Genomic DNA, 21904 nt, shown 5'->3' on the forward strand with positions numbered 1-21904 from the left:
AAATGGGGGCCTTGCGGCCAATTTCAAGCCTGCTCGTCAATCGAAGGCGAAACTGGCGATACAGCCTTGCTGACCACGACCATGGCCGGGCGCAGCAGGCGTCCATTGAGCTGATAGCCCTTCTGGAACACCTTCAAAACGCTGTTCGGCTCGACGTCCGCGCTTTCCTGCATAGCCATTGCCTGATGCTGAACGGCGTTGAACGGTTCGCCATGCGGATCGATCGCTTCCAGCTGATAACGCTTCAGGGTGTCCTGGAACATTTTCAGGGTCAGCTCGATGCCTTCGCGCATTGGGCGAATGCTTTCATCATCCGGGTTGGACAAGTCCAGACCACGTTCCAGGCTGTCAATGATCGGGAGCAGGTCGCTCGCGAATTTTTCCAGGGCGAATTTGTGCGCTTTTTCTACATCCTGCTCGGCGCGACGGCGGACGTTCTGCAGATCGGCGGCAACCCGCAAAGCGTTATCCTGCGCAGCTGCCAACTGCTCTTCGAGCACCTGTACACGAACCGCCAGGTCTTCACCGGAACCCTGGTTGGCGTCTTGATTTGGCGTATCCACTGTCTGTTCGTCAGCCATAGATTTCTCCTTTCAATATCGTCCGCGAGCTCAACTCGCGCTTCTGTCCCGGTATATGGGGCCGCAAAAACCAGCTTCAAGGGGCGAATTGTGATTAACCCTACAAAAAGCAGCTCCATTGTCATTCCTGAATTGGCTATCGATTTTGTCGGAACAAGCAAATCGAGCTAAGCAAGGGCATTGTCAGTCGCGAACAAAACACTGTATAAATAACCAGACCTAAAGCCTGGGAGCGGCCTTTATGCTGGTGCACCTGTCCGTACACAACTACGCCATCGTCGAACATCTCGATCTCGAACTCGATCGCGGGATGAGCGTGATCACAGGGGAAACCGGCGCCGGCAAGTCGATCATGCTCGACGCCCTCGGCCTCACCCTTGGTGATCGCGCCGACAGCGGCGTCGTCCGCCCGGGTGCCGACAAGGCCGACATCCTGGCGACCTTCGATTTGGTCGACATCCCCGAAGCCAGCGCCTGGCTGGCAGAGCGCGACCTCGAGAACGACGGTCCGTGCATCCTGCGACGAGTGATCACCGCCGAAGGACGTTCGCGCGGCTATATCAACGGCACACCCTGCCCACTTGGCGATCTGAAGGCGCTCGGCGAACTCCTGATCGATATCCACAGCCAACACGAGCACCAGTCGCTGCTCAAGACCGATACTCACCGTCGCCTGCTCGACGAATACGCCGGCGCCACGGACCTTGCACGCCAGGTCCATCTGGCCGCCCAGCGTTGGCGCCAAACGCGCCAGGAAGTGGAGCGCCTCTCCAATTCCGGCGATGAACAACGTGCCCGCCATCAGCTGCTCAGTTATCAACTCGAAGAGCTGGAAAACCTCGGCCTCGGCGACAACGAGCTGGAGCAGCTGGAACAGGAACACAAGAACCTGACCAACGCCGAAACCCTGCTGGGCATCTGCCGGCAGGTGGTCGAGCAATGCAGCGAAAGTGATTCCGGCAATGTCTTGAACGCATTGACCGCCAGCCTTAATCGCCTGTCCAGCGTTAACAACTCGATTGGCGCGCTGGGCGAGGCCAGCAGTTTGCTGACCAGTGCACAGATCCAGGTTGAAGAGGCTGTGGGCGAACTCAATCGTTTTCTCGATAACTTCGATGCCGACCCGGCGCGGCTGCAATACCTGGAAGAACGCCTCGATGCGATCTACACCATGGCGCGCAAACACCGCATCCAGCCCACCGAAGTCGCGGAGATGCAGCAAAGGTTGCTGGATGAAATCGAAACCCTGAATGCCAACGATGAATCGATAGAACGCTTGAGTGATGAACTGGCCTCCTATGCCCGTCATTATCAGGAGAAGGCTCGGGAGTTGAGCGATCTGCGCCACCAGGCTTCAAACAGCCTCGCCAGCGCGGTAGAACAGGAAATCCAGCGCCTGGGCATGCCCGGCGGCCGTTTCACCATCGAATTGCGCCCCAACAGCAGCGATGAACTGCTGCCTAACGGCCTGGAACAGGTCGAGTTGCTGGTGAGCGCCAACCCTGGCCAGCCATTAAAAGCGTTGGCCAAAGTGGCCTCGGGTGGTGAGTTGTCACGGATCAGTCTCGCGATCCAAGTGATTACCGCGCAGACTTCCCGGGTACCGACCCTGGTATTCGACGAAGTGGACGTGGGTATCGGCGGACCTACCGCGGAAATTGTCGGCCAGTTGCTGCGTCGCCTAGGGGAGCGTGGGCAGGTGCTGACGGTGACTCACTTGCCGCAAGTGGCGGCGCAGGGTCATCAACATCTATTTGTGCACAAGGTGCGTGGAGAGGACGCGACTCATACGGCCGTCTCCAAGCTGAGCAAGAATGATCGTGTCGAAGAAGTAGCGCGGATGCTCGGAGGCATTGACCTGACCAAGGAGTCCTTGGCCCACGCGAAGAAAATGGTCATTACCGCAAAAATCTAGCAATAACAGAAACGAGCGAAGGCGACCCTAGGGTCGCCTTCGCTCGTTTCGCAAACCTGAAGTTCGCGCGACATGCTTACTTTTTCTTGCGTACGTACAGCACCAGATTGTGATCAACCATCTCGAAGCCGTACTTATCGACGATGGCTTTCTGCAGACGTTCGATTTCTTCGTCGAAGAATTCGATCACTTCGCTGGTTTCGACGTTGACCATATGGTCGTGATGCTTACCGTCGTCCAACTCGAAGACCGCATGGCCTCCGTCGAAGTTGTGCCGCACCACAAGGCCAGCTGCCTCGAACTGGGTCAGGACACGGTAAACCGTGGCCAGACCGACGTCCTCACCAGCCTCCATCAGCGCCTTGTAAACATCCTCGGCACTCATGTGGCGTTGCTCGGCGGAATCGAGCATTTGCAGAATCTTGACCCGTGGAAGGGTCACTTTGAGGCCGGCTTTGCGTAGTTCGCTATTTTCAACCATGGTCAGCTTTCTCGCGATGCTGCTTCGCAGCTTCTCTTAATGCGGGTATGATCGGCGTTTACGTTGTCCCAGCCAAGATAGTGGAAGTCGCCCACCGATGCAAAACACCAAGCTCTTGCTAACCAGTTTCACCTTTGTGGGACTGCTCGCACTCGCCGGTTGTTCATTCCCCGGGGTTTACAAAATCGACATCCAGCAGGGCAATGTCGTCACGCAGGACATGATAGACCAGTTACGCCCGGGAATGACCCGTCGGCAAGTACGGTTTATCATGGGTAACCCTCTGCTGACCGACACGTTCCATGCCGATCGCTGGGATTACCTGTATAGCCTGCAACCGGGTGGCGGTGAACGCCAACAGGAACGCGTTAGCGTTATCTTTAACCCGAATGACCAGCTTGTCAGCCTTTCCGGTGATTTTATGCCGGGCGTGAGTCGTGACGAAGCCATTCTCGGCAAGGACAGTGGCACTAACGTGGCCGCGCCTGCTGAAAACGTCGAGAAGCCGAAACCGGAAAAACCGGTCAAGCCGGGTTCGTTGCTGGATCAGATCCAGAAGGACGTCGACGGTGTAGAAACCGTTCCAGTCCCGACGCCGCAACCGCTGGACACCTCGCCGCAATAATTTGCGACGCAATAAAAAACCCGGAATATCCGGGTTTTTTATTGTGTGGCGTTTAGCGCATCACTGATTCCGCACCCTGGCCCCGGCAGCCTTGGCGGCGCGAAGCCGGCGCACCTCTTTTGGATCTGCGAGCAAGGGCCGGTAAATCTCGATGCGATCCCCCGCTTGAACCGGGCGAGTATCCGAATCAGCAACCACCTTGCCGAAGATCCCTACAGGACAATTCACCAGATCCAGTTCCGGAAACTCCTCGGCAACCCTCGTTCTCAGCAAGGCCGCCCGCACGGTTGTGCCTGCGGGAACCGTCGTCCGAAGAAGCACCTGACGATCCGCGGCGGCATACACCACCTCAACATTGATCACGATCTCAACCATGTATCTGCTTGGCGCGTTGGCAGAATGCATCGACCAACGTATTGGCCGCCTGATTGAACAACGGCCCCAGGGTCGCGCGGACAATCGGCCCCGCATAATCAAACGACAGGTCCAGGCTGATCTTGCAGGCTTTATCGGTCAACGCCTTGAACACCCAGATGCCATGCAACTGAGTGAACGGGCCTTCCTCCAGATTCATCTCGATCGATTGCCCCGGAACCAGGGTGTTGCGCGTCACGAAATGCTGACGAAGCCCACCCTTGGCCACGCCAACGCTGGCGCGCATATGCTCCGGCGAGCTTTGCAGAACGTCGGCCGACGAGCACCACGGCAAAAACTCCGGGTATCGCGCCACGTCATTGACCAGGTCATACAGCGCCTGCGCCGGGTAGGGCAGCAGAGCCGAACGTTGAATGTGTGTCGTCATGTCAGCGTCACTTCCACAGCTGGGCGGCAAACACTACAAGAATGCCGATGGGCGCCACATAGCGCATCAAAAACAGGGACAGAGTGAACAGCTTGGGGCTGCGGATCGACAACTCGTCGCGCACCGCTTCACGCCCCATCACCCAGCCCGCAAACATCACGAAACATAAACCACCGAGTGGCAACATGATCCGCGAGGTAAAGAAATCGATCACGCCAAAGAAATCCAGGCCGCCGGCCGCACCCCATTGATAGAGATGAAACACCCCGCCTTCGTTCACGAAAAATTTGGCTTCCTTCCAGATATTGAAGGAGAACACCGTGCCCAGCCCCACGAACCAGCAACTGAACGCCAACCAGAAAGTTACCCAGGCACGACTGACTTTAGTCCGCTCAACCAGGTAAGCCACCATCGGCTCCAGCAACGAAATCGCCGAGCTCCATGCTGCAACCGCGACCAGCACGAAGAACACTACGCCCATCAACTGACCAAACGCTACGTTACCAAAGGCAAACGGCAAGCTGACGAACATCAGGCCAGGGCCTTCGCTCGGGTTCAGGCCGGCGGCGAACACAATGGGGAACAACGCCAGGCCGGCCACCAGAGAAACAAAGGTATCGAGCAGCGCGACGCCAACGACGGTGCCTGCAATCGACGAGTCCTTCGGCATATAAGCGCCGTAGATCATGATCGAGCCCACGCCCACGCTTAAAGAGAAGAACGCGTGCCCCATCGCGGGCAATAAACCGTCGAGAACTTTCTCAGGGTGGAAGTCGAACATGAAATGCACACCCGCCATGAAATGGCCGGTAGTCATGCTGTACCCCAGCAGCACCAGTATCATCACAAAGAGCAAAGGCATCATGATGCGCAAGCTGCGCTCAAGCCCGGCGACGACCCCTTTGGCAATCACCATGGCGGACAGCAGCATAAATATCGTGTGCCAAAGTGTCAGGCGCCACGGGTCGGCAATCACCTTGCCGAAGTAAGCGCCGACCAGATCAGGCGTTGCCCCTTGGAAATCGCCACGGCCCATATTGATGATGTAATCCAGCGACCAGCCGCCGACAACACTATAGAAAGACAGGATCAGCAACGCCGTGATCATCCCGGCGAATGCACCCCACGACCACTTGCCAGAATGCCCGGCCTCCAGCGCCAGCACCTTCAAGGCGTTCGCCGGGCTTTGTCGGGCGCGGCGACCGATCAGGGTTTCCGCGAGCATGACCGGCACACCGATCAGCGCGATGCAGGCCAGGAACACCAATACAAAGGCGCCGCCGCCGTAGACCCCGACCATGTACGGGAACTTCCATATGCTACCCAGGCCCACGGCCGAACCGGTCGCGGCGAGTATGAAGACCCAGCGGCTAGCCCAACTGCCGTGGACAGAAACCTTGTCTGTCGACATCGTTACCACGTCCAAGCATTGCAAAAAGAGCGCGCATTGTCCGGGATTCAATCAACCTGCTCAAGCACGCAGCAACACCGTAGCCGACTCGCTTGCAACTCCCTATAATGCCGCCCCTATGGCTAAACAGAAGAAACACCCAACAGGGACCATCGCGCAGAATAAAAAGGCGCGACACGATTACTTCATCGAACATCGGTTCGAGGCTGGTCTGGTCCTGGCCGGCTGGGAAGTAAAAAGTCTCCGGGCAAGCAAACTGCAACTGGTTGACAGTTACGTGCTGCTCAAGGATGGCGAAGCCTGGCTGCTCGGCAGCCACATTTCGCCGCTGATGACCGCCAGCACTCACGTCATCGCTGATCCGACCCGCACCCGCAAATTGCTGCTCAACCGCCGCGAGCTGGAAAAGCTGGCCGCCGCCGTGCAGCAGAAGGGCTATGCGTGCGTGTGCCTGTCCTGGTACTGGAGCAAGCACATGGTCAAGTGCGAGATCGCTCTGGGCAAGGGCAAGAAGGAATACGACAAGCGTGATACCGAACGCGAGCGCGACGCCGGTCGTGAATTGCAGCGTGCGGTGCGCAACAAGGGCAAGGAGGACTGATTCTCTTTTTGCCTGAGACCGCCATCGCGAGCAGGGCTCACTCCCACAGGGGATTTGTGAACGACACAAAACAACTGTGGGAGTGAGCCTGCTCGCGATGGCGATCGTACATTCACTACAAACCTCACTGACTACATCCCCTTGCGCCGCTCCGCCCGCGCCATGCGCTGCACTTCCTGACGAACCTCTTCCAGCACCTCTTGCACATACAGAATGTGACGGCTCGAAACTTCCCGCGCCTGCTCTGCCCTGCCTTCGATAATCGCCATGTACAACTCCCGATGCTGGGTGATCAGCATGTCGCGGGTTTCCGTGCGCTGTTTGTACATGCCGCCGATGTTGGTCACCACGTTGCGCTTGAGCAAGTCGAACAACCCGCGGATGGTGTGCAGCAGCACCGCGTTGTGACTGGCTTCGGCGATTGCCAGGTGAAATTTCGCGTCTGCCGCGCCCTCTTCCGCCCGACTCACTTCGTCGTGACGCGTGTAGCAATCCTGCAACTCATTAAACGCCGCGGTCAGCCGGTCGCGATCGACATCCGTGGCACGCAGCGCGGCGTAATAAGCGCAGGATGCTTCCAGCGTATGGCGAAACTCCAGTAAATCGCGCTGGGCTTCGGGGTTGCTTTCCAGCAGATGCAGCAGCGGATCACTGAAGGTCGTGCCCAGCGACTCCACCACATAATTGCCACCCCCCTGACGACTGACCAGCAAGCCCTTGGCCGCCAGTTTCTGGATCGCTTCACGCAACGAAGGGCGTGACACGCCGAACTGCTCGGCCAACGCACGTTCCGCCGGCAAGCGCTCACCCGCCTTCAGCGTGCCCTCGAGGATCATCCCCTCGAGCTGCTCGACAATATCGTCAGACAAACGGCGCTGACGAATTTGATCAAACCCCATAACTCAGTTCTCCACGATCCCGACGGTTGCCGGGCTGTCTATTCTGGCGCATCCACGCCGCGCGGGCACCTACCCGAGAGCATTCGCCGAAGCGAATCGGGCAAGCACCACCACGCTTATGCGACAAAAGTTTTAGAGCGGCAAATTGACACACCGCCTACAAGGCTTTTACCCTAGCGAACAGCGATTGTAAATTGGTATTACCAATTACCCAAGAACGCTGATCAGTGCCTGACCAACAACAATTAGGGGCCACCCCATATGCAAACCTGGCAACAGCTTTATACCCCGCTCGGCAGCCTCGCCCTTTCCGCGCTCGCGGCCGTTATTCCCATCGTGTTTTTCTTTCTGGCGCTGGCGATGTTCCGGCTAAAAGGGCACGTGGCCGGCAGCATCACGCTGGCACTGTCTATCGCAGTCGCTATCTTCGCTTTCCAGATGCCAGTCGACATGGCATTCGCCGCCGCCGGGTATGGCTTCGCCTACGGTCTGTGGCCGATCGCGTGGATCATCGTCGCGGCGGTCTTCCTCTACAAACTGACGGTCAAGAGTGGTCAGTTCGAGGTGATTCGCAGCTCCGTCCTGTCGATCACCGACGACCAGCGCTTGCAGGTATTGCTGATCGGTTTTTGCTTCGGCGCGTTTCTTGAAGGTGCTGCCGGTTTCGGCGCACCGGTAGCGATTACGGCCGCGCTGCTTGTAGGACTGGGCTTCAATCCGCTGTATGCAGCAGGCTTGTGCCTGATCGCCAACACTGCGCCAGTGGCGTTCGGCGCCTTGGGGATTCCGATCATTGTGGCCGGGCAAGTGACCGGTATCGACGCGTTCAAGATCGGCGCCATGACCGGCCGCCAACTGCCGCTGCTGTCGCTGTTCGTGCCGTTCTGGCTCGTGTTCATGATGGACGGTCTGCGCGGCGTGCGCGAAACCTGGCCCGCAGCGCTGGTGGCCGGCTTGAGCTTCGCCGTCACTCAATATTTCACCTCGAACTTCATCGGCCCGGAACTGCCGGACATCACCTCCGCCCTGGCCAGCCTGATTTGCCTGACGCTGTTCCTCAAAGTCTGGACGCCTAAACGCACCGCCGGGGCGCAAATCGCCGGTGCGACGTCGGATTCGGTGATTACCGCCAGCGTCGGCGGTTTCGGTCAGAAGCGCACTACCGTGGCTTCGCCTTACAGCCTCGGTGAAATTTTCAAAGCCTGGTCGCCCTTCCTGATCCTGACCGTGCTGGTCACCCTCTGGACCCTGAAACCGTTTAAGGCGATGTTTGCCGCCGGCGGCTCGATGTACAGCTGGGTGTTTAACTTCGCCATCCCGCATCTCGACCAAATGGTGATCAAGGTCGCTCCGATCGTGACTGCCCCGACGGCCATTCCCGCCATCTTCAAACTCGATCCGATTTCCGCGACCGGCACGGCGATTTTCTTCTCTGCGCTGATCTCGATGCTCGTGCTGAAGATCAACGTCAAAACTGGTCTGACCACTTTGCGCGAGACCTTCTACGAGCTGCGCTGGCCGATTTTGTCGATCGGCATGGTGTTGGCGTTTGCCTTCGTCACCAACTACTCGGGCATGTCGTCGACCATGGCGCTGGTCCTGGCGGGCACCGGCGCAGCGTTCCCGTTCTTCTCGCCATTCCTCGGCTGGCTGGGCGTGTTCCTGACCGGTTCCGACACATCATCCAACGCGCTGTTCAGTTCGCTGCAAGCAACCACCGCGCACCAGATCGGCGTCAGTGATGTGTTGCTGGTCGCGGCGAACACCAGCGGCGGCGTGACCGGCAAGATGATCTCGCCACAATCGATTGCCGTGGCCTGCGCTGCGACCGGCCTGGTGGGCAAGGAATCGGACCTGTTCCGCTTCACCCTCAAGCACAGTTTGTTCTTTGCAACGATCGTCGGCCTGATCACCTACATCCAGGCGTACTGGCTCACCGGCATGCTGGTGCACTAAGCACTACAAGACTTAACGAAAAAACCGACGCCGGATCACGACTCCAGCGTCAGCGATTCACAACCCGGTCTGTAAGGCTGCTGAAAGCTTCGATCTCTATATTCAGCAGCCTCAGCGGACGGATAACCGGGCCCACCCGGAGACACGCCTGATGAGCCAGCTTTTTTACAACGCGGTGCCGAATGCGACCCGCGTTGCCCCGCCTCTGCCCGAACCGCGGAAATACCCTGACGCGAAACCGTCGCGGGTCTACCTGTTCGGGACCTGCGTGGTGGATTTGTTTTACCCGCAAGCCGGGATGGATGCGATCCACCTGCTGGAGCGCGAAGGCATCCGCGTCGAGTACCCGCAAGGACAAAGCTGTTGCGGACAACCGGCCTACACCTCTGGTTACACCGAACAGGCCCGGTCCGTGGCGCGCTCGCAACTGGCATTGTTCGCTGGCGATTACCCGGTGGTGGTGCCGTCCGGCTCTTGTGCGGGCATGTTGCGTGAACACTACGCCGACCTGTTCAAGGATGAACCGGAAACGTTGAAACAGGTTCAGGCGCTGGCAGCCCGGACGTTTGAGTTAGCCGAATTTCTGTTGTTCGTCTGCAAGGTGCAGCTCAAGGACAGCGGCGAACCGGTGAAAGTCGCGTTGCACACCTCGTGCTCGGCACGTCGTGAGATGAACACCCATTTGCACGGCCGTGAGTTGTTGGCGCAACTGGGCAATGTGGAACGCGTCGAGCACAGCCATGAAAGCGAATGCTGTGGCTTCGGTGGGACTTTCAGCGTCCGTATGCCAGATATTTCCGGCGCGATGGTAGCCGACAAGACCCGGTCGTTGAAGGAATCCGGTGCACACCAGGTACTCAGTGCCGACTGCGGTTGCCTGATGAACATCAACGGCTCGCTGGAGAAACAACGGGAAGCGTTGCGCGGCCAACATCTGGCCAGTTTCCTCTGGCAGCGCACCGGAGGTGTTCAATGAACGCTTCCGCGATTATTCCTACGGTTAACGTAGAAGAAGATTTCCGCACCCGAGCTCACAAGGCGCTGGGTGACCAGCAACTGCGAAACAACTTTCGCACGGCGATGGATTCGCTGATGACCAAACGGGCAGCGTCCTTCAGCGATGCCCATGAAAGAGAACATTTGCGAGCGCTGGGCAATGCTGTCCGCGCCCGTGCGTTATCCAAACTGCCCGACCTGCTCGAGCAGCTTGAACAAAACCTGACCCGCAACGGTGTGACAGTGCACTGGGCGGAAACGGTGGACGAAGCCAATGGCATCGTCCTCTCGATCATCCGCGCTCACGAGGGGCGGCAAGTGATCAAGGGCAAATCGATGGTCAGCGAAGAAATGGAGATGAATCACTTCCTCGCTGCCCGGGGCATTGAATGCCTGGAATCGGACATGGGTGAGTACATCGTCCAGCTCGACCACGAGAAGCCTTCACACATTATTATGCCGGCGATCCACAAGAATGCCGGCCAGGTCGCGTCCTTGTTCCACGACAAACTTGGCGTGGAATACACCAAGGACGTTGACCAACTCATTCAGATCGGTCGCAAAGTCTTGCGACAAAAATTCTTCGAAGCGGACATCGGCGTCTCCGGCGTCAACTTCGCCGTGGCCGAAACCGGCACCCTGCTGCTGGTGGAAAACGAAGGCAACGGGCGCATGACGACGACGGTGCCACCAGTACACATCGCCGTCACCGGGATCGAAAAAGTCGTGGAAAACCTGCGCGACGTCGTGCCACTGCTGTCACTGCTGACCCGTTCCGCACTGGGCATCCCGATCACCACCTACGTCAACATGATCTCCGGCCCGCGCCAGGCGCATGAACTCGACGGCCCGCAGGAAGTGCACCTTGTGCTGCTGGACAACGGTCGCAGCCAGGCCTTTGCCGACAGCGAACTGCGCCAGACCCTGAATTGCATTCGCTGCGGCGCCTGTATGAATCATTGCCCGGTCTACACTCGAATCGGCGGCCACGCCTATGGGGAGGTTTACCCTGGGCCTATCGGAAAAATCATCACCCCGCACATGGTCGGTCTGGCGAGTGTTCCGGACCATCCGAGCGCATCGTCACTGTGCGGCGCTTGCGGTGAGGTGTGCCCGGTAAAAATTCCTATCCCGGCATTACTGCGCCGCCTACGGGAAGAGAACGTCAAAGCCCCGGACAGTCCGCATCAGGTCATGCGCGGCCAAGGCAGCAAGTATTCGCGCAAGGAACGTTTTATTTGGAACGCCTGGGCGAAACTGAATAGCTCGCCGAGGCTGTATCGTTTGTTTGGCTTCTTCGCCACGCGGCTGCGCGCCCTCGCGCCGAGCAACGTCGGCCCCTGGACGCAAAACCACAGCGCCCCGAAACCGGCGGCCCGCTCACTGCATGACATGGCCCGCGAGCATCTGGCCAAACAGGGAGACCGTTGATGAGCGCCAAGCAAAACATCCTCGCCAAGTTACAGAAAAGTCTGACCGGCACCACGCCCGTGCCTGACGAATTCGACGTCGAACTGGTGACCGCGCCTTACACCTACGCACCCGAGCAACGCATCCCGCAACTGCGCAAAATGATGGAAGCGGTGCACACGGAAATCCATCTGACGTCTGGCGCGAATTGGCCCGAGTTGTTGGGGCAACTGCTGCGGAATCGTCAATTGCCAAGCTTGTTGATCGCACCGACGACGGCGCATGGTCAACGCATCACTCAGCACTGGTCGAGCAATCCTGACCTCCCAGCGCTCAAATCCTACGACCGCCCGGTAGAGGAATGGAAAGCCGAACTGTTTAACGACACACCGGCCAGCCTGACCACCACCCTCGGCGCAATCGCCGCGACCGGTAGTCTGATTCTCTGGCCGACGCGGGAAGAACCGCGCTTGATGAGCCTGGTACCGCCGGTGCATTTTGCCCTGCTCAAGGCGAGCGAGATCCGCGACAACTTTTATCAGGTGCAACAGGAATTCGCCTGGGCCCAAGGTATGCCAACCAACGCCTTACTGGTGTCGGGCCCGTCGAAAACTGCCGACATCGAGCAAGTCCTGGCCTACGGCGCTCACGGTCCGAAAGACCTGGTGGTTTTGATTCTGGAGGACCAATGAGTCTACCGGCGGCTTTCCTGCGAGATGCGCAGCAACTGATCCCTGAGGAGCGACGTTTCGACGACCCGTTGTCGACGCTGGCCTTCGGCACCGACGCCAGTTTCTATCGGTTGATTCCGCAGCTGGTGATTCGCGTCGAATCTGAAGATGAAGTGGTGGCACTGCTCAATCTCGCGCAACGGGACCGGGTCCCGGTGACCTTCCGCGCTGCCGGCACCAGCCTGTCCGGGCAGGCGATCAGCGATTCAGTGCTGATCGTGCTCGGGGATAACTGGAGCGGGCGTGAGATTCGCGGTCAAGGCACGCAAATCCGCCTGCAACCCGGCGTGATCGGCGCGCAGGCCAATGCCTGGCTGGCACCATTCGGGCGCAAGATCGGTCCGGACCCGGCTTCGATCAATGCCTGCAAAATCGGCGGCATCGTCGCCAACAATGCCAGCGGCATGTGCTGCGGCACAGCGCAAAATACCTACCACACGCTGGCGGGCATTCGCCTGGTGCTGGCCGACGGCAGCCGTCTCGATACCGAAGATGCGGCGAGTGTCGCGGCATTTCGCGAGAGCCACGCTGCACTGCTCGAACGCTTGGCGACATTGGGCCGCGAGACCCGCGCCAATTCCGAATTGGCCGCAAAAATCCGCCACAAATATCGTCTGAAAAATACCACCGGCCTGTCGCTCAACGCCCTCGTCGATTTCGATGAGCCTGTGGATATCTTGAGCCATTTGCTGGTGGGTTCCGAAGGCACCCTCGGCTTTATCAGTGCCGTGACTTACGACACCGTGATCGACCACCCGAACAAGGCGTCGGCCCTGATCGTTTTCCCGGATGTAGAAACCTGCTGCAACGCCGTTACCGTGTTGAAAAGCCAACCGGTGTCGGCCGTCGAATTGCTCGACCGCCGCAGCCTGCGTTCGGTGCAGGACAAACCCGGCATGCCGGGTTTCGTACAACACCTGTCGAACAACGCCTGCGCCCTGTTGATCGAATCCCGCGCCGCGTCTTCCACTTTACTGCGCGAGCAACTGGCGCAAATCATGGCGTCTCTGACTTCTTTTCCGGTGGAAGAACAAGTCGACTTCACCGAAGACCCGCGGGAAAACGCCTGGCTTTGGGCGATTCGCAAAGACACCTTCCCCGCCGTCGGCGCGGTGCGTAAAACCGGGACCACGGTGATCATCGAGGACGTGACCTTCCCCGTGGAACAACTGGCGATTGGCGTGAACCGTCTGATCGAGCTGTTCGACAAACATCACTACGACGAAGCGATCCTTTTCGGACATGCGCTGGAAGGCAATCTGCACTTCGTCTTCACCCAAGGCTTCAACAACCCGGAAGAAGTCGCACGCTATCAAGCGTTCATGGACGACGTCGCGCAGTTGGTTGCGGTGGAATTCGGCGGGTCGTTGAAAGCCGAGCACGGCACCGGCCGCAACATGGCGCCCTTCGTCGAACTGGAATGGGGCAGCGACGCCTACCAGTTGATGTGGCAGCTCAAACGCCTGCTCGACCCCAACGGCATTCTCAATCCGGACGTGGTGCTCAGCGAGGATCCGCAGATCCACCTCAAGCACCTGAAACCGCTGCCGGCTGCCGACGAAATTGTGGACAAGTGCATCGAGTGCGGCTTCTGCGAGCCGGTGTGTCCGTCGAAAGGCCTTACCCTGAGCCCGCGCCAGCGCATCGTAATCTGGCGCGACATTCAGGCGAAGAAACGCGCAGGCGTCGACACCACCGAATTGGAAGCCGCCTTCGAATATCAGGGCATCGACACCTGCGCCGCCACCGGTCTGTGCGCTCAGCGTTGCCCTGTAGGAATCAACACCGGCGAGCTGGTGAAAAAACTCCGCAGCCGCACAGCGACGCACACGAAAGCTGCCAACTGGCTTGAAGGACATTTCGCCACCGCCCTGCAAGGTGCCCGCTTCACCCTGCACGTGGCCAATGGCGCACGGATGCTGCTGGGAGCGCCGCGGCTGGCGAAACTTTCCGCCACGCTGACAAAATTATCCAAAGGTCAGGTCCCGCAATGGACCAATGCCATGCCGCAACCGGAAAAGGCCATTCGCTTCAGCCCGAGCGTATCGGACGCACGTCCGCGAGTGGTGTACCTGGCGGCCTGCGTTTCGCGCGTGATGGGCCCGGCGGCCGGTGATAAAGAGCAACTGTCGCTGTACGACAAAACCCGTGGATTGCTTGAAAAAGCCGGTTACCAGGTAGTCTCTCCGGACAACCAGGACGGCCTCTGCTGCGGCCAGCCGTTTGCCTCCAAGGGTTACGCCGAACAAGCCGAACACAAGCGCCAGGAGCTGATCGGCGCGTTGCTGCACGCCAGCCGTGGCGGACTTGACCCGATCTACTGCGACACCAGCCCCTGCACTTTGCGCCTGGCCCAGGACCTGGGCGATGTTCGACTGGACCTGTATGACCCAGTGCGGTTCATCCGGACGCACTTGATCGACCGACTCGACTTTACGCCGCAGGAGGCGCCTGTCGCGGTACACGTCACCTGCAGCACCCAGCACCTTGGGGAAAGCCAGTCCCTGATCGATCTGGCGCGCAAGTGCAGCAAAAACGTGATCATTCCCGAAGGCATTCACTGCTGCGGTTTCGCCGGCGACAAGGGCTTCACCACGCCGGAACTGAACGCCCACGCGCTGCGTACGCTAAAGGAAGCGGTGCAACAGTGCAGCGAGGGGATCTCTACCAGCCGCACCTGCGAGATTGGTCTGACGCAGCACGGTGGAATTGACTACCACAGCCTGGTCTATCTGGTAGACCGAGTCACACGTCCGAAGGTCATCTGAAGAAAAATAGAACCCTGATGCGCGGCTGTAGTCCACAGATTAAGCCCGGACATTACCGGGCCTTACCCAAACTCGGCAGCCCGTCCTGACGGCCAGCAAATGCCTGGACCCTCAGTTCAAGGAGATACACATGAAACGTTCTGTACTGTTAGGTCTGTTCGTTACTGTCTCACTGATGGCGTCCACGTCGTTTGCCGCCGAAGACCTCTGTGCGGTCAACCTGAAAACCATCGAGAATGCCAAGGCCCAGATTCCTCCGGCAATGACTGAACAGGTCATGGACAGCGTCGAGAAAGCCAAAGCCGATCACGCAAAAGGCACCAAGCAAGGTACTGATGACTGCATCGCAGAGACCACCCAGACTATTCAGTCGATCCAGAAAATGAGTGATGGCGGCAAGCAATAACGCCACCTGATGCGAAGACTTGACCCCGGATGCAACAAAACCCGCCAAGTGCGGGTTTTGTTGCATCCGGGGTCAAGTCTTGTGTGGAATTACTGCGCAGCGGCGCAGTCTTTAATTAGGGCCGAGCCGTCTGATCACAGGGCGGCACCGAGTACATCAGTATCAGGAGATATCCATGAAACGCACCGCAATCGCTGGTCTGTTCATGTCCGCTGCAATGTTGGCCTCTCCCGTATTTGCGGCGGACAACAACCTTTGTACGAGCAAGCTGCAAGAGCTCAAAGCCAAAGTGGCGTCACTGGCGTCAAGTTCGGACAATACCGCAATGGAGATAAAAAGATTGCTGGCCAGCGCCGAAGCGTCAAAAGCAGCAGGGGACGACAAAAAATGCGCTACCGAGGCCACCCAGGCGTTGTCCTTGGCAAACTGAGCAAAATCCCTACCCATGATCACTGACGGCCAACCTTCGGGTTGGCCTTCTGATCCGCGTTGGCGTACACTGCGCAGGCTTGTTGCTCACTATGATTCACAGAGCAACAGGCTCGGGGCCGTTTAGGATTCGACGCCGGTTGCGAAACTTTAGGTGCATGCCGAGTTGGTAACAGAACTCGTAAATCCACTGTTGCAACTACTTATAGTTGCCAATGACGAAAACTACGGCCAGGAAATGTCCATCGCTGCGTAAGCAGCCTTAGACCCTGAGCTTCTGGTACCTTCGGGTCCAGCAATCACTAGAGGATGTCTGTAAACTCGAAGTGATTGTCATATAGAACAGAATCGCCGTGCAGTACGTTGTGGACGAAGCGGCTAAAACTTACACAACTCGCCCAAAGCACCCTGCCCTTCGGGTCGCTGAGGGTTAACTTAATAGAAACGGCTACGCATGTAGTACCGACAGCGGAGTACTGGCGGACGGGGGTTCAAATCCCCCCGGCTCCACCAAATACGAAGCAAGACAAAACCCGTCAAGTGCGGGTTTTGTTGCATCTGGGGGGTGGGAATACAGGCTCACGCCCCCGACCCCAAGGTCACATCAACGATCACAAAAAAGGCACTGACGATAATCGCCAGTGCCTTTTTCATACCCCGCAACAACTGCTACCGAGTGGACAGCATAAACGTGTCGTACTCCAGATCCTCAAGCGCCGTGGTCAGTCGGTGCAACCCGAGCAGCACACACACCAGCAATGACAGCGTGAACCCGTAGCCGAAGAAGCTTGGGCCGAGGTACATGCTGAGCAGCGTCAACATGCCGTTCAACACCGCGAACAGCACGCACAACTCCAGCACCACGGTGCGTTTGTCGAGGTAGAAGAACACGTTGAGCAATGCCATGAACACCACCTGGATGCTCACGCCGATCAGGTCGATGTAGAAGAGCGGCAGGTAGTAGCTGGAGATGCCGAGCCAATCGAGCAAGCGCGGGGCGAACAGGAACAACAGCACGACTGTCAGCCCCTGGACTTTGCAGATTTCCAGCAGGCCCTGACGGATCGACAAGGTCATTTCAGTTTTCAGCGAGCCAATGTGCTGCAGCGTTTCGCCTTCGCGGATGGCCCGGAACAGGCGGTCATACCATTCGGCGAAATCGGTTTCGATGCGCACCAGGAACACCGCCATCCCCGGGATGATCGCCAGGTAGGCGAGGAAGATCGGCATGTCATAGAGGATCGACGCGCGCAGCGGGCCGATGACTTGGCTGGAGGTGCCGGGGTTGAACCAGAACAGGAACTTGTCGACCCAGATGCCGAAGTTGTAGAAGAAACCGGTGGCCAGCAGGCTGAGGAAGACCTGGCGGCGCTGGAGAAAATCGAAGGCGATCAGTTTCTCCGCCCGGTACTCGCGCAGGATGTCGTAGAGAAACAGGAACAGCAGCGTGCTGTGCCCGATCAACAATGCCAGGAGCAAGCCAGGCATTTCCAGGAAGCTCAGCAGATAAGCGCTGGCGACCATCAGCGTGTAGCCCACCAGCATCACCAGCAGAATGCGGTTGTAGGCCTTCATTCCCGACAGGAAGATGATCACCAGCCACAAGTTGCACAGCACCACGAAATTCGACAGCACAAGGACGCGGTAAATCAGCGGCTGGTCGAACAACACGGCCAGCACGATGATGCCGAGCACGCCGGCGCCGAGCGTTACCAGCAGCAGGATGCCCAGCAAGTTGGGCAGGATCTGGTCGTACTTGTGTTCGAACAAACGGTCGGACACGAACCGGGTGAAGAACAGCTGCAAGCCACCCGTGAGGATCAGCGACGTAGCCATCAGGTAGGTGACGGTGACCAGAAACTGCCCGACCAGCGAATGCGGCAACAGCAGGCCGAGGCTGATGATCCCCACCAGCATCACGCTGACGATCGAGAGCACCCAGGGCCCGGAACTGATCAGCCCGGCATACACGTACGCGTGCAGGGTTGCGGTGTAGGAGTCACGCGAAAGGATCTTGCGCAGTTCGAAGCCAATGCCGGCCATTTAACTGTTCTCCATGGCTGCTTGATACAAGTCGCGGTAACGCTGCAGCATCAAGGCTTCGGTGTAGTAACGAGTGACGCGCAGCAAGCCGGCGGCCTGAGCGGCCTCCCAGCGTTGCGGGCTGCGCAGCAGTTCGAGGATCGCGACGCTGGTAGCCTGTGGATCGGCAATTGCCACCACTTTGCCGGCCACGCCGAGGTCGCGGTCTTCGGCGGTGCCACCTTCGATCAGCTCGCGGCATGAACCCACATCGCTGCTGACCACCGGCGTACCGGCGGCCCACGCTTCGAGGATCACCAGCGGTTGCGCCTCGCTGATCGAGGTCAGCACCATCAGGCCGAGTTTTGGCAGCAGGTCCTGGATGCGCTGGAAACCCAGGAAATGCACCTTGCCCTCTAGCCCCAGGCTAGCCATCAGGCTGCGGCATTCGCTGACGTATTCCGGGTCTTCCTCTTCGGGACCGACGATCCAGCCTTCAGCCTCCGGCATGGCGCTGATCACACCGCGCATGGCCCGCAGGAAGGTTTTCACGTCCTTGATCGGCACCACACGCCCAATCAAACCCACCACCGGAGCGATACCCGGCGCCCGGGATTGCAGGGCGGCGGTCCACTGCGGCAGGTCGATGCCGTTCGGAATCACCTGTGTGCGGGCGGGGTCGGCGCCATCCTTGATCTGCCGCTGACGGTTACCGTCATACAGCGCGATGATGTTGTCGGCGCTGTTGTAGGTCAGTTGGCCAATGCGCTCGAAGAAGCGTACCCACAAGGTGCGGATGTAACCCGAGCCGGCGTCGAGGCTGCGATTGAGCGCCTGGCCCGAGCTCTCGGCGATCCAGCTGGCCTGGGCCAGGTCGATCTTGCGTTCCTTGGTGTAGATCCCGTGCTCGCTGAGCAAGTAAGTGCAGTTCCAGCGCTGCTTGAGGATGCACCCCAGCAACCCGGCGTAACCGGTGGAAATCGAATGCAGCACCCGCGCTCGCGGCATGTTGCGCGACGCTTCGGCGAGCATCAGCAATGGCGACTGCATCGAGCGCAGGGTCCAGAAATAGTTGACGAAGGACGGGTCGGCGCAATGCAGCCGATAGCCCTCGCTCAACGCTTCCCAACTGGCACGGCTGCGCAGTACGTCGTCGAGGGTCATGTGGCCCTGGGCGATGCAATTGAGCAAGCGTTCGCCCAGCTCGGGTTCCGGCGCATCCGGGTGATGCAGGAAGCGATACAGATCCGCCAGTTGCTGATGATCGGCATCTCGCGGAATGCCATAGGTGTTGGTCGGATGGGTCGCATCTTCGAGAAACACTTCTTCGATGTGCAGCACATTCGACGGCACTTCATAACGCCGCGTCGGGTAAGCCGATCGTTGGCCGCCGATAAACATCACCGAGAAAGTCACCTCCGGCAGGCCGAGGATCATCTGGTGAATCCAGCTCGACACGCCGCCGCGCACGTAAGGCCAGGTGCCTTCGAGCAGCAGGCAGATGTCGGCCAACGGCGCCTCTTCCTGGTGATTCATGTCCAGCTCCTCACCAGTTCAGCGAACGGTGGTCGCTGACGGGTTTTCTCGGGAAGTTTCTCGAGCAACCCGGGGATTTCGTGATAACGCCCCGCCTCGAACGCCAACTCGGCGTGAAACGGCAGCACCTGCGCGGCGCCCATGCCGTTGTCCTGGGCCTGATGCAACAACACTTCGGCGCGCTCGATGTCACCGCGCTCCAGGGCAATGCGCCCGGCCAGCAGGAACAGTTCGCCGCCCTCGCCCGCGTCCAGCCCTTGCTCGGCGTGTTCGCTGGCCTGGTTGAGCACGTGTTCGAGCACGCTGCCCTGCGCCAGGCCGAGATACGCCAGCTCCCAATACCAGCGCGCCAGCGTGCCGTGCAGCACACCCGCGGTTTTGGCATTGGCGCCGGTCAGTTGCCCGAGCGCAATCTGGATGTGCAGGTTGATGTCGCTTTCCTGCTTGTCGAGCATCGAGTACGCCAACAGCCGAACGTCGTCGCTGGGATCGCCCAGCGCCAGCTTGAGGATCGGCACCGCTTCCTTGCCCGGCATGCGCCGCGTGGCCAGCAAAGCAGCCAGGCGCTGATCCGGGTCGGGCGCATGGCGCAACACATCCTGCAAACCGCCGTCGGCGAAGATCGGCGAGTGGTGTTGGGTTTGCGCACGGAACGGCAGACTCGGAATACCGACGGCCTGCCAGGCCTGCTTGTCGCGTTTGCGTGGCAAGTACAGCGCTGGGAAGATCGCCGCCACCACACCGATTGCGCCGATCACCGGCACGAAGAACGCCAGGCTGAAAATGAACAGCGGGCTCCACGGCAAGGGTGCACGGTAGCGTGCCGGCAGCAACAGCCAGACTGCCGCGCACAACATCACGCAGGCCAGGCCATGGCTGAAAGTGAACACCAGCAATTGTTGCAACTCGGGCGCTGCGAGCCACAAGCTGGCCCAACTGCCCGCCTCTAACAACAAGGCTCCGCTAAACAGCCACTTGCTGATCATTCAGACCACACTCGTTGAACAGGAAATTACGCAGCCCGTTACGGTCAACGCCAGGCTCCAGATTGAAAGGCATGACCCGCACACCCAGGCTTTCCATGTCACTTTCAATACCAAAGTGCTCATGCAACAGCAGGCTGATGCGCGCCAGATAACCTTCGGTGCCCTGCGGGCTGGTCAACGGCAGCAGTACCAGCAACAGTTTGTGATCGCGATTGTTGCGCACCGGCAAATGCAAATCGAGACCGCGCTGGCTGCGCTCCATCAAGCGTGTCAGCTCTTCGTTGGGTCGAGTCATTTCAAACGCAAACAGCCCGGCGGGCAATTTGTACTGATCGACGTCCACCAGCGAGCGCTTGAGCTGTAAGGTGAATTGCTGAGCATCGGCGTCGGGCAGTTGCAGCACTTGCGGGTCGCGGCGCAACAGGTCGGCGATGTGCCCGGCGAGCAGCGCCAACAGGCTCAAGGTACGATCCTGGAAGGCGAAGAACGGCATCTGCCGAACCGCGAGGATCGCCAACAGGCGGCCCTCGGCATCGATCAGCGGGATGCACGCCTGCAGCGATGAAAACTGCGCGGAGTTGCCGGAATCGATCAGTTCCTGACGCACGCTCACCAGCTCGCCACGTTCCAGGCATAGCTTGACCAGTCCGTCTTCGGTGCCCAACGGGCCCATGACGCCGATGGTTGCCAGCGCTTGCGGCAGGACATTTTCTTCACGCTCGTCAACGCGGTACAAACCGGCCACGCGCAGTGCGCCGTACTGCCCGAGCATCGCCGCGATCGGTTCTGCCAGTGCGCTCAGCGCATCGCCGGCGTCCGGCATCACCCGCAGTTTTTCGCGCAAGCCCAGCAGGGAACTGCGCAGGCTCTGGTCGCTGCCGGCCACGCGCTGCTCCAGCAGGTCATGGGAGACCCGCAGGATCTGGTGCGCCCGGGTGAATTCGTCGAGACGATACTGACGGTATTCGTTGGCCATCTGCAGCCGCTCCAGACGGCGCATCCACAGGTCGCGAACCTCACCCACGAGCATCCCGCTCACCAGCACGCCGACAATGAATGACGGATCGATCTGGGCGTAGCTTTCAAGACCGCGGTGGCGGAGGGCAAACATCGCCAGCACCAGCAAACTGGCGCTGACCAGCCCGCGCACAAATCCGTAACGCACGCCCAACAACAACGGCGCGAGAATCGGCCAAGGGAACCCGCCGTGTACCTGCAACGGGTCTTCGGGGGTCAGCCACAAACCCAGGCCGATGGCCAGGCCCGTTACCAGAAGTGTTTCCAGCCAAGACACCGGGCCACTCGCTTGCGGCGCGAGGCTGTAATCCATGTGGGGAGAATTCATTGCG

General features: G+C 59.2%; 20 protein-coding genes and 1 other RNA gene. 11 read left to right on the forward strand and 10 right to left on the reverse strand.

Annotated features, from left to right (window positions below; genetic code table 11):
* Window positions 1–23: 23 nt before the first annotated feature.
* A complete protein-coding gene (grpE, locus tag ACYZT4_RS16995) occupies window positions 24–581 on the reverse strand; it encodes a nucleotide exchange factor GrpE (protein ID WP_461981520.1) in 558 nt (185 codons plus the stop codon).
* 241 nt (window positions 582–822) lie between these two features.
* On the opposite strand from grpE, the gene recN reads away from it, so the two are divergent.
* Window positions 823–2496, forward strand: a complete 1674-nt coding sequence (gene recN, locus ACYZT4_RS17000) for a DNA repair protein RecN (RefSeq protein ID WP_461981522.1) — start codon at window positions 823–825, stop codon at window positions 2494–2496.
* Between the two features lie 76 nt (window positions 2497–2572).
* On the opposite strand, the gene fur is transcribed toward recN, so the two are convergent.
* Window positions 2573–2977 carry a ferric iron uptake transcriptional regulator gene (gene fur, locus ACYZT4_RS17005; protein ID WP_003197684.1) on the reverse strand — a complete coding sequence of 135 codons (405 nt, stop codon included), beginning with the start codon at window positions 2975–2977 and terminating at the stop codon, window positions 2573–2575.
* A gap of 97 nt (window positions 2978–3074) precedes the next feature.
* Between fur and ACYZT4_RS17010 the strand changes: the two genes are divergently transcribed.
* Window positions 3075–3602 carry an outer membrane protein assembly factor BamE gene (locus ACYZT4_RS17010; protein WP_461981524.1) on the forward strand — a complete coding sequence of 176 codons (528 nt, stop codon included), beginning with the start codon at window positions 3075–3077 and terminating at the stop codon, window positions 3600–3602.
* Window positions 3603–3662: 60 nt separating this feature from the next.
* Here ACYZT4_RS17010 and ACYZT4_RS17015 read toward each other — a convergent pair whose 3' ends face one another.
* Genes ACYZT4_RS17015 through ACYZT4_RS17025 form a run of 3 tightly spaced genes read right to left on the reverse strand, consistent with a single transcriptional unit; the run spans window position 3663 to window position 5815 of the window.
* On the reverse strand, window positions 3663–3977 hold the full coding sequence (locus ACYZT4_RS17015) for an RnfH family protein (protein ID WP_461981526.1): 315 nt from the start codon (window positions 3975–3977) through the stop codon (window positions 3663–3665).
* The gene (locus ACYZT4_RS17020) at window positions 3970–4404 is read right to left on the reverse strand and encodes a type II toxin-antitoxin system RatA family toxin (RefSeq protein WP_461981528.1); all 435 of its coding nucleotides are present in this window, start codon (window positions 4402–4404) and stop codon (window positions 3970–3972) included. The genes ACYZT4_RS17015 and ACYZT4_RS17020 overlap by 8 nt, the downstream gene beginning before the upstream one ends.
* Window positions 4405–4411: 7 nt before the next feature.
* Window positions 4412–5815, reverse strand: coding sequence for a sodium-dependent transporter (locus ACYZT4_RS17025; protein ID WP_461981530.1), 1404 nt, complete (start codon window positions 5813–5815; stop codon window positions 4412–4414).
* Between the two features lie 118 nt (window positions 5816–5933).
* Here ACYZT4_RS17025 and smpB point away from each other — a divergent pair, with 118 nt between their 5' ends.
* Complete coding sequence (smpB, locus tag ACYZT4_RS17030; protein ID WP_461988713.1) at window positions 5934–6416, forward strand: SsrA-binding protein SmpB; 483 nt, start codon at window positions 5934–5936, stop codon at window positions 6414–6416.
* Window positions 6417–6547: 131 nt separating this feature from the next.
* Here the strand turns inward: smpB and ACYZT4_RS17035 are convergent, their stop codons facing one another.
* Complete coding sequence (locus ACYZT4_RS17035) at window positions 6548–7315, reverse strand: GntR family transcriptional regulator (RefSeq protein WP_461981532.1); 768 nt, start codon at window positions 7313–7315, stop codon at window positions 6548–6550.
* A 261-nt stretch (window positions 7316–7576) separates the two neighbouring features.
* Here ACYZT4_RS17035 and ACYZT4_RS17040 point away from each other — a divergent pair, with 261 nt between their 5' ends.
* The 8 genes from ACYZT4_RS17040 (at window position 7577) to ssrA (ending at window position 16524) form a co-directional block, all read left to right on the forward strand.
* The gene (locus tag ACYZT4_RS17040) at window positions 7577–9271 is read left to right on the forward strand and encodes a lactate permease LctP family transporter (protein WP_461981534.1); all 1695 of its coding nucleotides are present in this window, start codon (window positions 7577–7579) and stop codon (window positions 9269–9271) included.
* Between the two features lie 151 nt (window positions 9272–9422).
* On the forward strand, window positions 9423–10247 hold the full coding sequence (locus tag ACYZT4_RS17045) for a (Fe-S)-binding protein (RefSeq protein ID WP_461981536.1): 825 nt from the start codon (window positions 9423–9425) through the stop codon (window positions 10245–10247).
* Window positions 10244–11698, forward strand: a complete 1455-nt coding sequence (locus ACYZT4_RS17050) for a LutB/LldF family L-lactate oxidation iron-sulfur protein (protein ID WP_461981538.1) — start codon at window positions 10244–10246, stop codon at window positions 11696–11698. Before ACYZT4_RS17045 ends, ACYZT4_RS17050 begins: the two co-directional genes overlap by 4 nt.
* Complete coding sequence (locus ACYZT4_RS17055) at window positions 11698–12369, forward strand: LutC/YkgG family protein (RefSeq protein ID WP_461981540.1); 672 nt, start codon at window positions 11698–11700, stop codon at window positions 12367–12369. The genes ACYZT4_RS17050 and ACYZT4_RS17055 overlap by 1 nt, the downstream gene beginning before the upstream one ends.
* Window positions 12366–15176 carry an FAD-binding and (Fe-S)-binding domain-containing protein gene (locus ACYZT4_RS17060; protein ID WP_461981542.1) on the forward strand — a complete coding sequence of 937 codons (2811 nt, stop codon included), beginning with the start codon at window positions 12366–12368 and terminating at the stop codon, window positions 15174–15176. Before ACYZT4_RS17055 ends, ACYZT4_RS17060 begins: the two co-directional genes overlap by 4 nt.
* 130 nt (window positions 15177–15306) lie before the next feature.
* On the forward strand, window positions 15307–15582 hold the full coding sequence (locus ACYZT4_RS17065) for a hypothetical protein (protein WP_461981544.1): 276 nt from the start codon (window positions 15307–15309) through the stop codon (window positions 15580–15582).
* Window positions 15583–15757: 175 nt separating this feature from the next.
* Window positions 15758–16012: a hypothetical protein gene (locus ACYZT4_RS17070; RefSeq protein WP_461981546.1), complete on the forward strand. Its 255-nt coding sequence runs from the start codon at window positions 15758–15760 to the stop codon at window positions 16010–16012.
* A gap of 114 nt (window positions 16013–16126) precedes the next feature.
* Window positions 16127–16524, forward strand: a transfer-messenger RNA (tmRNA) gene (ssrA, locus tag ACYZT4_RS17075).
* Between the two features lie 156 nt (window positions 16525–16680).
* Here ssrA and pelG read toward each other — a convergent pair.
* From pelG to ACYZT4_RS17095, 4 genes are read right to left on the reverse strand one after another with little or no spacing between them, the layout of a single operon-like run.
* Entirely contained in the window at window positions 16681–18054 is a 1374-nt protein-coding gene (gene pelG / locus ACYZT4_RS17080; RefSeq protein WP_461981548.1) for an exopolysaccharide Pel transporter PelG, read from the reverse strand.
* A complete protein-coding gene (gene pelF / locus ACYZT4_RS17085; RefSeq protein WP_461981550.1) occupies window positions 18055–19569 on the reverse strand; it encodes a GT4 family glycosyltransferase PelF in 1515 nt (504 codons plus the stop codon).
* A complete protein-coding gene (locus ACYZT4_RS17090) occupies window positions 19566–20555 on the reverse strand; it encodes a HEAT repeat domain-containing protein (RefSeq protein WP_461981552.1) in 990 nt (329 codons plus the stop codon). The genes pelF and ACYZT4_RS17090 overlap by 4 nt, the downstream gene beginning before the upstream one ends.
* The gene (locus ACYZT4_RS17095; protein WP_461981554.1) at window positions 20533–21900 is read right to left on the reverse strand and encodes a PelD GGDEF domain-containing protein; all 1368 of its coding nucleotides are present in this window, start codon (window positions 21898–21900) and stop codon (window positions 20533–20535) included. The genes ACYZT4_RS17090 and ACYZT4_RS17095 overlap by 23 nt, the downstream gene beginning before the upstream one ends.
* Between the last annotated feature and the right edge of the window lie 4 nt (window positions 21901–21904).

This window comes from Pseudomonas sp. GB2N2 (assembly GCF_054897705.1).

Coding starts and splice junctions, on each gene's coding strand:
- fur (WP_003197684.1), bottom strand. CDS start 2,977: ATGGTTGAAAATAGCGAACTACGCAAAGCCGGCCTCAAAGTGACCCTT.
- ACYZT4_RS17095 (WP_461981554.1), bottom strand. CDS start 21,900: ATGAATTCTCCCCACATGGATTACAGCCTCGCGCCGCAAGCGAGTGGC.
- ACYZT4_RS17050 (WP_461981538.1), top strand. CDS start 10,244: ATGAACGCTTCCGCGATTATTCCTACGGTTAACGTAGAAGAAGATTTC.
- ACYZT4_RS17015 (WP_461981526.1), bottom strand. CDS start 3,977: ATGGTTGAGATCGTGATCAATGTTGAGGTGGTGTATGCCGCCGCGGAT.
- pelF (WP_461981550.1), bottom strand. CDS start 19,569: ATGAATCACCAGGAAGAGGCGCCGTTGGCCGACATCTGCCTGCTGCTC.
- ACYZT4_RS17010 (WP_461981524.1), top strand. CDS start 3,075: ATGCAAAACACCAAGCTCTTGCTAACCAGTTTCACCTTTGTGGGACTG.
- ACYZT4_RS17025 (WP_461981530.1), bottom strand. CDS start 5,815: ATGTCGACAGACAAGGTTTCTGTCCACGGCAGTTGGGCTAGCCGCTGG.
- smpB (WP_461988713.1), top strand. CDS start 5,934: ATGGCTAAACAGAAGAAACACCCAACAGGGACCATCGCGCAGAATAAA.
- ACYZT4_RS17055 (WP_461981540.1), top strand. CDS start 11,698: ATGAGCGCCAAGCAAAACATCCTCGCCAAGTTACAGAAAAGTCTGACC.
- ACYZT4_RS17020 (WP_461981528.1), bottom strand. CDS start 4,404: ATGACGACACACATTCAACGTTCGGCTCTGCTGCCCTACCCGGCGCAG.
- pelG (WP_461981548.1), bottom strand. CDS start 18,054: ATGGCCGGCATTGGCTTCGAACTGCGCAAGATCCTTTCGCGTGACTCC.
- ACYZT4_RS17035 (WP_461981532.1), bottom strand. CDS start 7,315: ATGGGGTTTGATCAAATTCGTCAGCGCCGTTTGTCTGACGATATTGTC.
- ACYZT4_RS17090 (WP_461981552.1), bottom strand. CDS start 20,555: ATGATCAGCAAGTGGCTGTTTAGCGGAGCCTTGTTGTTAGAGGCGGGC.
- ACYZT4_RS17040 (WP_461981534.1), top strand. CDS start 7,577: ATGCAAACCTGGCAACAGCTTTATACCCCGCTCGGCAGCCTCGCCCTT.
- ACYZT4_RS17045 (WP_461981536.1), top strand. CDS start 9,423: ATGAGCCAGCTTTTTTACAACGCGGTGCCGAATGCGACCCGCGTTGCC.
- ACYZT4_RS17060 (WP_461981542.1), top strand. CDS start 12,366: ATGAGTCTACCGGCGGCTTTCCTGCGAGATGCGCAGCAACTGATCCCT.
- grpE (WP_461981520.1), bottom strand. CDS start 581: ATGGCTGACGAACAGACAGTGGATACGCCAAATCAAGACGCCAACCAG.
- recN (WP_461981522.1), top strand. CDS start 823: ATGCTGGTGCACCTGTCCGTACACAACTACGCCATCGTCGAACATCTC.
- ACYZT4_RS17070 (WP_461981546.1), top strand. CDS start 15,758: ATGAAACGCACCGCAATCGCTGGTCTGTTCATGTCCGCTGCAATGTTG.
- ACYZT4_RS17065 (WP_461981544.1), top strand. CDS start 15,307: ATGAAACGTTCTGTACTGTTAGGTCTGTTCGTTACTGTCTCACTGATG.